This is a genomic window from Pseudomonas sp. B40(2017) (genome assembly GCF_002112855.1).
Classification (GTDB): Bacteria; Pseudomonadota; Gammaproteobacteria; order Pseudomonadales; family Pseudomonadaceae; genus Aquipseudomonas; species Aquipseudomonas pharyngis.
In genome coordinates, this window is the sequence record NZ_NEIT01000004.1 from 435,464 (window position 1) to 448,585 (window position 13,122).

The window sequence follows — 13,122 nt, forward strand, 5'->3', positions numbered from 1 at the left end:
GGGGCTGTCACTGTGTGGGAATTGGTCAAATCCGGCGGCTGGATGATGTTGCCGATCATTCTGAGTTCCATCGCCGCCATGGCGATCGTCGCCGAGCGCCTGTGGACCCTGCGCGCCAGTCGCGTCACCCCTGAGCATTTGCTGGGTCAGGTCTGGGTCTGGATCAAGGACAAGCAGCTCAACAAGGAAAAACTCAAGGAATTGCGCGCCAACTCGCCGTTGGGGGAAATCCTCGCCGCGGGCCTGGCCAACTCCAAGCATGGTCGCGAGATCATGAAGGAGTGCATCGAAGAGGCCGCCGCCCGGGTCATCCACGAGCTCGAACGCTACGTCAACGCGCTGGGCACCATCGCCGCCATGTCGCCGTTGCTGGGTCTGCTGGGCACGGTGCTGGGCATGATCGATATTTTCAGTGCCTTCACCGGCTCCGGCATGACCACCAATGCTGCGGTGCTGGCCGGCGGTATTTCCAAGGCGCTGATCACTACCGCTGCGGGCCTGATGGTCGGTATTCCGGCAGTGTTCTTCCACCGTTTCCTGCAACGCCGCATCGATGAACTGGTGGTGGGCATGGAACAGGAAGCGATCAAACTGGTGGAAGTGGTGCAGGGCGACCGTGATGTCGATCTGGCCGGGGGCAAAGCGTGAAGTTCCGTCGCAAGCCCCGGGAAACCATCGACATCAACCTCGCGTCGCTGATCGATGTGGTGTTCATCCTGTTGCTGTTTTTCGTCGTGACCACCACCTTCACCCGCGAAACCCAACTGCGTGTCGACCTGCCGGAAGCGGTCAGCGGCTCGCCGGCCGAGGATCAGCAGGTCAAGCAACTGGACGTGGCCATCAGCGCCGAAGGCGTGTTCTCGGTGAACAACAGGATTCTGCCGAAGAATGATCTGGCGACGTTGATGGAAGCCATGCAGAAAGAAGCCAACGGCGACACCAATATGCCGCTGTCGATCAGTGCTGACGGCAAGGCTCAGCACCAATCCGTGATCACCGCCATGGACGCGGCCGGCAAGCTCGGTTTCAGCCATCTGCGCATGACCACGGTCGAGGCGGCGCCCAAATCCTGATGGCCATGTCCGATCGTCTGCTCGCCGCGTGGTATCAGGGGCACCCGGCCCTGACGCTGTTGCGGCCGCTGGAGTGGCTGTACCGCCGCGTGGTGGCCGGCAAGCGTCAGCGTTTTCTCGACGGCGAGGGAGAGATCTATCAATCCCCGGTGCCGGTGATCGTGGTCGGCAACATCACCGTCGGCGGCACCGGCAAGACACCGATGATTCTGTGGCTGATCGAGCACTGCCGACGCCACGGGCTGCGGGTCGGCGTGGTCAGCCGTGGTTACGGCGCCAAACCGGCGCAACTGCCGTGGCGGGTCGAGTCTGACCAGACTGCCGACATCGCCGGCGACGAGCCGTTGCTGATCGTGCAGCGCACCGGCGTACCGCTGATGATCGATCCCGATCGCAGCGCCGCCGTCAGAGCCCTGCTGGACAGCGAGCCGCTGGACCTGATCCTGTCCGATGACGGTATGCAACATTACCGCCTCGCGCGGGATCTGGAACTGGTGCTGATCGACGCTGCCCGTGGGCTTGGCAACCAGCGCTGCCTGCCCGCCGGCCCCCTGCGCGAACCGGTCGAGCGCCTGCAAAGCGTTGACGGTGTGCTGTTCAACGGCGCCCTTGAGGATCGCGACGGCGGTTTCGCCTTCCGTCTGCAGCCCTCGGCGCTGGTCAACCTGCGCAGCGGTGAACGCCGGCCGCTCGATCATTTTCCGCCCGGTCAGGCCGTGCACGCGGTGGCCGGGATCGGCAACCCGCAACGTTTCTTCAATACCCTCGAAGCGCTAGACTGGCGGCCTGTGCCCCACGCCTTCGCCGACCACGCCGAATACAGCGTGCAGGCCTTGAGTTTTACGCCGTCATTGCCAGTGGTGATGACTGAAAAGGACGCGGTGAAGTGCCGTGCCTTCGCCGCTGCCGACTGGTGGTACCTGGCGGTCGATGCCGTGCCGTCACCGGCCTTCGTGGCCTGGTTCGACACGCAGTTGATGCGCCTGTTGCCGGATCGTCTTTTGCCTTAATCCGTTTTATCCAGGGAATGTTCATGGACACCAAATTGCTCGACATCCTCGCCTGCCCGGTCTGCAAAGGCCCGCTCAAGCTCAGCGCCGACAAGACCGAACTGATCAGCAAGGGCGCCGGTCTGGCGTACCCGATCCGCGACGGCATCCCGGTCATGCTGGAAAGCGAAGCCCGCACCCTGACCACCGACGAGCGCCTGGATAAATGACCACCGCCTTCACCGTTGTCATCCCGTCGCGCTACGCCTCGACCCGTCTGCCGGGCAAACCGCTGCTGGATATCGCCGGCAAGCCGATGATCCAGCACGTCTGGGAACAGGCCAGCAAAAGCAGCGCCAGCCGCGTGGTCGTGGCGACCGACGATGCGCGTATCGTCGAGGCCTGCAAGGCTTTCGGCGCCGAAGTGGTGCTGACCCGTGAAGATCACAACTCCGGCACTGATCGTCTGGCCGAAGTGGCCGCGAAGTTGGGTCTGGAGCCGGATGCCATCGTGGTCAACGTGCAGGGTGACGAACCGCTGATCCCGCCGAGCGTGATCGATCAGGTCGCCGCCAACCTCGCAGCCCACACCGAAGCGCGCATGGCCACCCTGGCCGAGCCGATCGAAGACGTGGAAACCCTGTTCAACCCGAACGTGGTCAAGGTTGTCAGTGACCTCAACGGTCTGGCGCTGACCTTCAGTCGCGCGACCCTGCCATGGGCCCGCGATGCGTTCGCCAAGAGCCGCGATGTGTTGCCGGAAGGCGTGCCGTATCGTCGTCACATCGGCATTTATGCCTACCGCGCAGGCTTCCTTCAGGATTTCGTGAGCTGGGGTCCGTGCTGGCTGGAAAACACCGAATCCCTCGAACAGCTGCGTGCCCTGTGGCACGGCGTGCGGATTCACGTGGCTGACGCGTTGATCGCGCCGCCGACCGGGGTCGACACCGCCGAAGACCTCGAGCGTGTCCGTCGCCTGCTGGAGGCCTGATGCGCGTTCTGTTCGTGTGCCTGGGTAACATCTGCCGTTCGCCCACCGCCGAAGGCGTGTTGCGCCACAAGTTGCGTGAAGCGGGGCTGGCGGATCAGGTCGAAGTGGCCTCCGCCGGCACTGGCGACTGGCACGTTGGCAATCCGCCGGACAAGCGCAGCCAGGCGGCGGCCAAGCTGCGCGGTTATGACCTGTCGGCGCAACGCGCGCAGCAGGTCAGCCGCGCCGATTTCGCCAGCTACGACCTGATCCTCGCCATGGACAACAGCAATCTGCGCAACCTCAAGGCCTTGCAGCCGTCCACCGGCAAGGCCGAGCTGGACTTGTTCCTGCGGCGTTATGAAGGTGAAGTCGACGAGGTGCCGGATCCGTATTACGACGGCGATCAGGGCTTCGAGCAGGTGCTGGATCTGATCGAGCGTGCCTGCGATCAGTTGTTGATTGAAGTGAAGGGGCGGTTATGAGTTTGCAGATACAACCGCAGGTTTCCCTGAAGCCCTTCAATACCTTCGGCGTTGATGTGCGCGCACAGCTGTTTGCCGAAGCCCACAGTGACGCCGATGTGCGCGAAGCCCTAGCGTATGCGAGTGCCCATGATGTGCCGTTGCTGGTGATTGGCGGCGGCAGCAATCTGTTGCTCACGGCGGACATTCCGGCGCTGGTGCTGCGTATGGCCAGCCGTGGCATCCGTGCCATCAGCGACGACGGCAATCGTGTGGTGATTGAAGCCGAAGCCGGTGAGCCGTGGCACCCGTTCGTGCAGCACACGCTGGCGCAGGGTTTTTCGGGACTGGAGAATCTCAGCCTGATCCCCGGCACTGTTGGCGCTGCGCCGATGCAGAACATCGGTGCTTACGGCGTCGAGATCAAGGATGTGTTCGCCGGCCTGACGGCGCTGGATCGCCAGACCGGCGAGCTGCGCGACTTCAGCCTGGAGGAATGCCGGTTCGCCTACCGCGATAGCGTGTTCAAGCAGCAGCCGGGGCGTTGGCTGATTCTGCGGGTGCGCTTCGCACTGGACCGAGTCGCGCATTTGCATCTGGAATACGGTCCGGTGCGTCAGCGTCTGACCGAGCAGGGCATCGAGCAACCGACGCCGACGGATGTCAGCCGCGCGATCTGCAGCATCCGCAGCGAAAAACTGCCGGACCCGGCGGTGCTCGGCAATGCCGGCAGCTTCTTCAAGAACCCGCTGGTGCCGGCGGCCGTGGTTGCACAGATCAAGGCGCAGCATCCGGATCTGGTGGCCTACGCGCAACCGGACGGGCAGATGAAACTGGCGGCCGGCTGGTTGATCGAGCGTGCCGGTTGGAAGGGCTTTCGCGAGGCCGATGCCGGCGTGCATAAATTGCAGGCGCTGGTGCTGGTCAACTACGGTGCGGCGACCGGGCTGCAATTGCTCGATCTGGCGCAGCGCATCCAGAAAGACATTTCAGAACGTTTCAATGTCGAGCTGGAAATGGAGCCCAACAGGTATTGAGGCTACGCTTTCAAGGCTGAACCCAAAGCCCTGCACTTATTTAAAAAGTGCAGGGCTTTTTTGTTAATCGCGGGTTAACGTAGCCAGCTAACGATACCAACCATTTGCTCCACCAAAGGCCCGGTGCAGACATTCCCGTCGGCACAAGAGAGCCTGATTAGCCTGAGCCGATCTGCGCGAACCACTACCGTCCCTGCGGTGGCAGATGGCTCGACCCCATAACCTCCAAGAATATGCGGGCGTGCCCATGATTACCCTGAAACTCAATGGTCAAGATCATCCACTCGATGTCACCGAGGACATGCCGCTGTTGTGGGCGATCCGCGACGTCGCCGGTTACAACGGCACCAAGTTCGGCTGCGGCATGGGCCTGTGCGGTGCGTGCACCATTCATATCGACGGCGCGCCGGCGCGCAGTTGCATCACCCCGATCGGTTCGGTGGTCGGGCAGAACGTGACCACCATCGACAACCTGCATGCCGACCCGGTCGGTCAGATCGTCCAGCAAGCCTGGCTCGACACCGCTGTGGCCCAATGCGGTTACTGCCAGGGCGGCCAGATCATGTCCGCCACCGCGTTGCTCAAGACCAACCCGAACCCGAGCGACGAGCAGATCGAAGAAGCGATGGTCGGCAACATCTGCCGCTGCGGCACCTACAACCGGATCAAGACCGCAATCCGTCAGGCATCCACTCACCTGAAGGAGGCCAAGGCATGAGCCGTCTACCGAACGATTTCGCCCTGAGCAACCTGAGTCGCCGGGGCTTCCTCAAGGGCGTCGGCGCCACGGGTGCGCTGGTGCTGGCGGCGAGCTGGGGCTGGCAGGATGCGCTGGCCGAAGACAAGCCCAAGCAGTTCGGCGCCGATGGCATGCCCAACGGCTGGATCGACGATCCGAAGGTCTACGTCAGCATTGCCGCCGACGGCACGGTAACCGTGGTCTGCAACCGTTCGGAGATGGGCCAGGGTGTGCGCACCAGCCTGACCATGGTGGTCGCCGATGAACTGGAAGCCGACTGGGCGCACGTCAAGGTCCAGCAGGCGCCGGGTGATGAGGTGCGCTTCGGCAACCAGGACACCGACGGCTCGCGCAGCATGCGTCACTGGTACGAACCGATGCGCCGTTGCGGCGCCGCCGCCCGGACCATGCTGGAACAAGCGGCCGCCGCCCAGTGGAAGGTGCCGGTCGGCGAATGCCGCGCGCAACTGCATAAAGTCATTCACACACCGTCCGGACGCGAGCTGGGTTACGGTGAGCTGGCCGCTGCGGCCAGTGCCCTGACGGTGCCGGCCCGTGACAGTCTGCGGCTCAAGCAGCCGTCGGAATTCCGCTATATCGGCAAGGAAGGCACCAAAGCCATCGACGGTGCCGACATCGTCAATGGCCGCGCGGTGTACGGGGCCGACGTGCATTTCGACGGCATGCTGTTCGCGGTCATTGCGCGTCCGGCGGTGTACGGCGGCAAGGTCAAGTCGGTGGACGACAGCGCCGCGCTGAAAGTGCCGGGCGTGCTGAAAGTCATCCAGATCGAACCCCGGCCATTGCCTTCGGAATTTCAGCCGTTGGGTGGCGTGGCTGTGGTGGCCAGCAATACCTGGGCGGCATTGAAGGGCCGTGAAGCGCTGAAAATCGAGTGGGACGACGGCCCGAACGCCACTTATGACTCGGTCGCCTATCGCAAGGAGATCGAAGCCGCTTCGCTGAAACCGGGCAAAGTGGTACGCAATACCGGCGACATCGACAAAGCCATCGCCGGTGCCGCCAGCACGCTGGAAGCCTCTTATTACTTGCCGCATCTGGCCCAGGCACCGATGGAGCCGATGGTTGCCATCGCCCGTTACAAGGATGGCACCTGCGAGGCGTGGGCACCGAGCCAGGCGCCGCAGGTCACCCGCGAGCGGATCGCCGAACGCCTGGGGCTGCCATTCGATAACGTCACCTTCAATGTCACGCTGTTGGGCGGTGGGTTCGGGCGCAAGTCCAAACCGGACTTCGTCGTTGAAGCTGCCGTTCTCGCCAAGGAATTCCCCGGCAAAGCGGTGCGTGTGCAGTGGACCCGGGAAGACGACATCCACAATTCGTATTTTCACACCGTGTCCGCCGAGTACCTCAAGGCCGGCGTGGGCAAGGACGGTTTGCCGTCCGCCTGGTTGCACCGCACGGTCGCTCCGAGCATCACCGCGCTGTTCGCACCGGGCATGAACCACGAAGCCGCCTTCGAGCTGGGCATGGGATTCACCAACATGGCCTACGCGATTCCCAACGTGCGGCTGGAAAACCCTGAAGCCACGGTGCACGCGCGGGTCGGCTGGTATCGCTCGGTGTCGAACATTCCCCATGGCTTCGCGATCCAGAGCTTCGTCGATGAACTGGCGCACAAAGCCAAGGAGGATCCGCTCAAGTACCAGATCAAGTTGCTCGGCCCGGATCGGCAGATCGACCCGCGCACGCTCAGTGAAGAATGGAACTACGGCGAATCCCCCGAGCGTTATCCGATCGACACCGGGCGCATGCGCACCGTGCTGGAAACGGCGGCCAAGGCGGCGGGTTGGGGGCGTCAATTGCCCAAGGGTCGTGGTCTCGGATTGGCGGTGCATTACAGCTTCGTCACCTATGTGGCGGCGGTGATCGAAGTCGAGGTCAAGGACGACGGCACGCTGATCGTGCACAAGGCCGATATCGCCGTGGATTGCGGCCCGCAGATCAACCCCGAGCGCATCCGTTCGCAGTTCGAAGGCGCCTGCGTGATGGGCCTGGGCAACGCCGTGTGGGGCGAAATCAGCTTCAAGGACGGCAAGGTGCAGCAGGACAACTTCCATATGTATGAAGTCGCGCGCATGTCGTTGGCGCCGAAGGAAGTCGCGGTGCATCTGGTAACGCCGCCGGGCGAGGTGCCGCTGGGTGGCGTCGGCGAACCGGGCGTGCCGCCGATTGCGCCGGCGCTGTGCAATGCGATCTTCGCCGCCACCGGTCAGCGCATCCGTAACCTGCCGGTGCGTTACCAGTTGCAGGGCTGGCAGAAGGCGCAAGCGTAATGGACAGCGCCGATCTGAATGTCCTGCGTAGTGTGCTCGAATGGCGCCGCGCCGGACAGCGGGTAATGTTGTTCAGCGTGGTGCAGACCTGGGGCACCGCGCCCCGGGCGCCCGGCGCAATGCTGGCGTTGCGCGAAGATGGCGTGGTGATCGGTTCGGTGTCCGGCGGTTGCGTCGAGGATGATCTGATCGCCCGGCTGCACGACGGACGGATTCCCGCCAACGGGCCGCCGGTGCAGTTGATCACCTACGGCGTGACGCAGGAAGAAGCGGCGCGGTTCGGCCTGCCTTGCGGCGGCACCCTGCGCCTCACCGAGGAACGGGTCGGTGATCCGGCGTGGGTCGCCGAGCTGCTGGATCGCTGCGAGGCTCACGAAATCGTCGCTCGGGAGCTGAACATCGGCACTGGCGAGGTGGTGTTGCGACCGGCCGGCAAGACCGATGTCTTGAGTTTCGACGGCCAGACCCTGCGCGCCATTTACGGCCCGCGCTGGCGCCTGCTGTTGATCGGTGCCGGGCAGTTGTCGCGGTATGTGGCCGAGATGGCGCGATTGCTGGATTTCGAAGTGCTGATCTGTGATCCGCGCACCGAGTTCGTCTATGGCTGGGAAGAGCAGCATGGGCGTTTTGTCCCCGGCATGCCGGACGAAGCAGTGCTGAATATCCAGACCGATGAACGCACGGCGATTGTCGCGCTGACTCACGACCCACGGCTGGATGACATGGCGCTGCTCACGGCGCTCGACTCCAAGGCGTTCTACGTCGGCGCACTCGGTTCACGGGTCAACAGCCGCAAGCGTCGGGAAAATCTGGCTGAGCTAGGCTTGTCGGAAGCGGCCATCGCCCGTTTGCACGGGCCGATCGGTTTGCATATCGGCAGCCATTCACCGGCGGAAATCGCGTTGTCGCTGTTGGCGGAAATCGTCGCGATTAAGAATGGTGTCGAGCTCAAGCAGAAGAAAACAGTGGAGAGTGTATGAGCCGATCCATCGGAGTGATTGTGCTGGCGGCGGGCGAGGGCAGCCGCTTTCGCGAAGTGGCGGGTGCCGACAAGGACAAGCTGCTGGCCGATTGCACCGGGCGCGATGGCGCGGTGCGTTCGGTGATCGAGCAGGTGCTGGTGAACCTGCCGGCGAGCCTCGACAAGCGAGTGCTGGTGACGACCGAGGCGCGGCCGCAGGCGATGCGCATGGCGCAGGCTTACGGATGTGACATTGTCTCGATTGAGTCCACAGGAATGGGCGACAGCATTGCGGCGGGTGTGGCGGCATGCCCGGAGGCCGACGGCTGGCTGATTGTACTGGGCGACATGCCATTCATCCTGCCGTCGAGCATTGAGCGGGTCGTGGCGGCGATTGCCGAGGATGCGGTCAGCGTACCGACGTTGAACGGTGACTATGGGCATCCGGTCGGGTTTGGCCGCTCGTTCGCCGCAGGGCTGATGGCTTTGTCCGGTGACCGGGGCGCCAGACCGCTGTTTGCCCAAGGTCGGGTGATTGAAGTCGCGGTGGATGACCCGGGGGTGTTGTGGGATATCGATGTGCCGGATGCGCTGGTGTTCCCGCCCTCCTGATAAAACCTTGAGATATAAAAAAGCCCCGCCTGGATCACCAGGCGGGGCTTTTTAGTGGCTTTTGGAATCAGACGAGGGGTTTAGGCTCGTGTTCTTTTTCCTGGGCCTCTTCGTGTTGCTCGACCGCTTCCTGAACGGAGCGTGGTGCTTCGGCAATCACGGCTTCAACGGCCACTTCCTCGGCGACCGGGGCAGGAGCCGCCTCGACCACTTCGGCAGCTGGAGCAGCAGCGGCGGCAGCGGCAGCCAGTTCGGCCTCCTTCTGCAGACGCTCTTCTTCACGCTTGCGACGACGCACTTCACGCGGATCGTTCGGTGCGCGGCCGCTTGGGGTCAGGGCGCTGACCGGAGCTGCTTCAACCACTGGCGCTGGTGCTTCGGCTACAACTGGCGCTTCAACCACAGGGGCTTCAACGACCGGTGCCGGTTCAGCAACAACTACTGGCTCGGCAGCCTTGGCTTCTTCAACAACAGGCGCTTCAACCACTGGCGCTGGTGTTTCAGTGACAGCCGGCTCGGCGACCCAGTTGAACGCGGTCTGTTCTTCGCGAACTTCACGCACGGTTTCGGTCACGGTTTCAGCGACGGTTTCGACAACCGACTGTTCAGCGACGGCTGGCGCTTCAAAGGACACAGCTGGTTCGGCAGCGACTTCAACCTGAGGCTGAGCTTCGCGAGCCGGAGCTACTTCGACTTCCGGAGCAGCAGGCGCTACGACCGGAGTGGTGGCTTCAACAACGGGCGCTTCTACTGGAGCAGTTTCCAGTGTTGCAGCGGTAGCGCGTTCAGCTTGCTCGTGGGCCTGAGCTTCAGCCGGAGCGCTGATCACGGTGCTGGCAACAGCAGCGGTAACAGCCAGGCCAGCAGCCAGATCGGCAGTGCTTGGCGCCTGGGCGTTTTCGCCGGACTCGGACTCTTCCGAACCTTCGATCACGTTGCCGTTGGCATCACGCTGACGCTCGCGACGGTTGCTGCGACGACGCTGACCACGGGAGCGGCGGCGTGGACGATCGCCTTCGGCGTTCTCCGAACCGTCTTCCGGAAGTTGCTCTTCGTTGGTGGTGATCTCTTCTTCAGTGACGGCAGCAGCGGCCTGTTCGGCGCGCGGTTGACGCTCTTCACGCGGAGGACGTGGCGCACGTTCTTCACGTGGCTGACGGGCCGGACGCTCTTCAGCGGTGGCGGCGGCAGCAACGGCCGGAGCGGCATCCAGAGGCTCGCGCAGTTCACGTACGCGTTCTTCACGCTCGCCACGTGGCTTGCGATCTTCACGCGGAGCACGTGGTGCACGTTCTTCGCGAGGCGCGCGTGGTGCGCGTTCTTCGCGGGCTACCGGTGCTTCGTCACGGGATTCGCGTGGCTCGCGGACTTCACGTGGTTCGCGCGGTTGACGCTCTTCACGCGGCTCACGTGGGGCGCGCTCTTCACGCGGTGCACGCTCTTCGCGCGGCTTGCGCTCTTCATCGCGGCGACCATTACGGTTGCGGCTCTGCTGACGACCGTTGCGACGCTCTTCGTTGCGGGCCGGACGCTCGGTGGCTGGTTTTTCAACCACGACCGGAGCAACCGGCTCTTCCTTGGTGGCGAACAGGCTGACCAGCGACTTCACCAGGCCTTTGAACAGGCTTGGCTCTGGCGCGGCAACCGGAGCAGGTGCCGGGGCCGGAGCGGCGACTTCGGTCGGAACCGGAGCGTTGGCGCGGGCCGGAGCCGTCTTGACCGCGGCTTCCTGGCGAACCAGGGTGCGGGTCGCGGCGGCTGGCTGGACGTCTTCGACATCGGCGGCAGCGGCAGCGATTTCGTAGCTGGACTGGTTGGTCGCGGCTTCCGGGCTGTCGTCACGCAGGCGCTGAACTTCGAAATGAGGGGTTTCGAGGTGATCGTTCGGCAGAATGACGATGCGGGCGCGGGTGCGCAGTTCGATCTTGGTGATCGAGTTGCGTTTTTCGTTGAGCAGGAATGCGGCCACCGGGATCGGCACTTGAGCGCGAACTTCGGCGGTGCGGTCTTTCAGGGCTTCTTCTTCGATCAGGCGCAGGATCGCCAGGGAAAGCGATTCGACGTCACGGATGATGCCGGTGCCGCTGCAGCGCGGGCAGACGATGCCGCTGCTTTCGCCCAGCGAAGGACGCAGGCGCTGACGGGACATTTCCAGCAGGCCGAAGCGCGAGATGCGGCCGATCTGCACGCGGGCGCGGTCGGCTTCCAGGCATTCGCGGACTTTCTCTTCCACGGCGCGCTGGTTCTTGGCAGGGGTCATGTCGATGAAGTCGATGACGATCAGGCCGCCGATGTCGCGCAGGCGCAACTGACGGGCGATTTCTTCGGCGGCTTCAAGGTTGGTCTGCAGGGCGGTTTCTTCGATGTCGCTGCCTTTGGTGGCGCGCGCCGAGTTGATGTCGATGGACACCAGGGCTTCGGTCGGATCGATGACGATGGAGCCGCCGGACGGCAGTTCGACAACGCGCTGGAAAGCGGTCTCGATCTGGCTTTCGATCTGGAAACGGTTGAACAGCGGAACGCTGTCTTCGTACAGCTTGATCTTGCTGGCGTACTGCGGCATCACCTGGCGGATGAAGGTCAGGGCTTCGTCCTGGGCTTCAACGCTGTCGATCAGCACTTCGCCGATGTCCTGGCGCAGGTAATCGCGGATGGCGCGGATGATCACGTTGCTTTCCTGGTAGATCAGGAACGGCGCGGAACGATCCAGCGAGGCTTCTTTGATGGCGGTCCAGAGTTGCAGCAGGTAATCGAGGTCCCACTGCATTTCTTCGCTGCTGCGGCCCAGGCCGGCAGTGCGCACGATCAGACCCATGTCGGCCGGAGCGACCAGACCGTTCAGCGCTTCACGCAGTTCGTTGCGCTCTTCGCCTTCGATGCGACGGGAGATGCCGCCGGCACGCGGGTTGTTCGGCATCAGAACGAGGTAACGACCGGCCAGGCTGATGAAGGTGGTCAGGGCTGCGCCCTTGTTGCCACGTTCTTCTTTTTCGACCTGAACGATGACTTCCTGGCCTTCGCTCAGGACGTCCTTGATGTTGACGCGGCCTTCAGGGGCTTTCTTGAAGTATTCGCGGGAGATTTCTTTGAGGGGCAGGAAGCCGTGGCGCTCGGAGCCGAAATCGACAAAGGCAGCCTCAAGGCTTGGTTCGATGCGAGTGATGCGGCCTTTATAGATGTTGGCCTTCTTCTGCTCGCGTGCACCGGATTCGATGTCCAGGTCGTAGAGGCGCTGGCCATCTACCAGTGCAACACGCAACTCTTCGGGTTGAGTTGCGTTAATCAGCATTCTTTTCATGTAGTACCGTCGGTTTCCGGGCTGCCGGAAACGGCGTTCGGCACACACGACTTCTCACGGTCGGTGTCAGGTGCGTCGGGAGTGGTTGGCCATTCCCGTGTCCAGCGATGTCCGGCCAATTGGGCCGTTATCGCGACGTACGCGTCCTGCTTGCTGTGGCTACTTAAGCACTCAGTCAGGAGGAGGAATCAACCGGTGGCTGTGGACGAGATGAAGCGTCTTGATAAAACCTGTTGCTACACAGTCCAGCGGTTGTGCATCTCCACCCTACACGTATCCCTGATAATTCGGGTGCTGCCGCGCGCAGAATCCGCAGCGGGTTGGCATTTACCGTGAGCTCCGAAAGGGGAGGTCACGCATCATGGCTAATTCAGGCGGTGTTTCCGGAGTCTTCGCTCGGGGTCATCCGCGGCTGACTGCACTTTGTGAACTGGCCGTGAATATGGCTCGCGTGGCGAGTCAAAACTCTGCTTTGCGGCGTGATTCAGGCCTCATGTCACCTGCGCTTGTTACAGCTGCAAACTCCACCGTTACGTAGCAAAAGCCCCGTAGGACGGCCTCGCGTCCTGGTGAATTGCGTTGGTCAGGGCCGGTTTTTGACCGTGGTTCCGCTGTCCAGGCCGCTTTTGGCGGCGTTCGCGACTATAGCAGCAATGATTAAGTGCTTCAATTCCATAAAAAA

At 62.9% G+C, this 13,122-nt stretch carries 12 protein-coding genes; 11 read left to right on the forward strand and 1 reads right to left on the reverse strand.

The genetic code is table 11. The features are described from left to right. Positions 1-12 precede the first annotated feature (12 nt). The 11 genes from CAF76_RS12755 (at position 13) to CAF76_RS12805 (ending at position 9,142) form a co-directional block, all read left to right on the forward strand. Positions 13-648, forward strand: a complete 636-nt coding sequence (locus CAF76_RS12755) for a MotA/TolQ/ExbB proton channel family protein (RefSeq protein ID WP_163976130.1) — start codon at positions 13-15, stop codon at positions 646-648. Next, entirely contained in the window at positions 645-1,073 is a 429-nt protein-coding gene (locus CAF76_RS12760) for a biopolymer transporter ExbD (RefSeq protein WP_039770694.1), read from the forward strand. Before CAF76_RS12755 ends, CAF76_RS12760 begins: the two co-directional genes overlap by 4 nt. Continuing rightward, positions 1,073-2,083 (forward strand): tetraacyldisaccharide 4'-kinase, encoded by a 1,011-nt coding sequence (lpxK, locus tag CAF76_RS12765; RefSeq protein WP_085647432.1) that lies wholly within the window; start codon positions 1,073-1,075, stop codon positions 2,081-2,083. Before CAF76_RS12760 ends, lpxK begins: the two co-directional genes overlap by 1 nt. 23 nt (positions 2,084-2,106) lie before the next feature. Next, complete coding sequence (locus CAF76_RS12770) at positions 2,107-2,292, forward strand: Trm112 family protein (protein ID WP_003179363.1); 186 nt, start codon at positions 2,107-2,109, stop codon at positions 2,290-2,292. After that, positions 2,289-3,053, forward strand: coding sequence for a 3-deoxy-manno-octulosonate cytidylyltransferase (kdsB, locus tag CAF76_RS12775; RefSeq protein ID WP_064383500.1), 765 nt, complete (start codon positions 2,289-2,291; stop codon positions 3,051-3,053). The genes CAF76_RS12770 and kdsB overlap by 4 nt, the downstream gene beginning before the upstream one ends. Further along, entirely contained in the window at positions 3,053-3,517 is a 465-nt protein-coding gene (locus tag CAF76_RS12780; protein WP_064598568.1) for a low molecular weight protein-tyrosine-phosphatase, read from the forward strand. Before kdsB ends, CAF76_RS12780 begins: the two co-directional genes overlap by 1 nt. Next, complete coding sequence (gene murB / locus CAF76_RS12785) at positions 3,514-4,533, forward strand: UDP-N-acetylmuramate dehydrogenase (RefSeq protein ID WP_085647434.1); 1,020 nt, start codon at positions 3,514-3,516, stop codon at positions 4,531-4,533. The genes CAF76_RS12780 and murB overlap by 4 nt, the downstream gene beginning before the upstream one ends. Positions 4,534-4,780: 247 nt before the next feature. After that, positions 4,781-5,251 (forward strand): (2Fe-2S)-binding protein, encoded by a 471-nt coding sequence (locus CAF76_RS12790; protein ID WP_039770687.1) that lies wholly within the window; start codon positions 4,781-4,783, stop codon positions 5,249-5,251. Next, complete coding sequence (locus CAF76_RS12795) at positions 5,248-7,569, forward strand: xanthine dehydrogenase family protein molybdopterin-binding subunit (protein WP_085647436.1); 2,322 nt, start codon at positions 5,248-5,250, stop codon at positions 7,567-7,569. Before CAF76_RS12790 ends, CAF76_RS12795 begins: the two co-directional genes overlap by 4 nt. Next, positions 7,569-8,549, forward strand: coding sequence for an XdhC family protein (locus CAF76_RS12800; RefSeq protein ID WP_085647438.1), 981 nt, complete (start codon positions 7,569-7,571; stop codon positions 8,547-8,549). Before CAF76_RS12795 ends, CAF76_RS12800 begins: the two co-directional genes overlap by 1 nt. Continuing rightward, complete coding sequence (locus CAF76_RS12805) at positions 8,546-9,142, forward strand: nucleotidyltransferase family protein (RefSeq protein WP_085647440.1); 597 nt, start codon at positions 8,546-8,548, stop codon at positions 9,140-9,142. The genes CAF76_RS12800 and CAF76_RS12805 overlap by 4 nt, the downstream gene beginning before the upstream one ends. Positions 9,143-9,209: 67 nt before the next feature. Here the strand turns inward: CAF76_RS12805 and rne are convergent, their stop codons facing one another. Then, entirely contained in the window at positions 9,210-12,440 is a 3,231-nt protein-coding gene (rne, locus tag CAF76_RS12810; protein ID WP_085647442.1) for a ribonuclease E, read from the reverse strand. Positions 12,441-13,122: the final 682 nt, after the last annotated feature.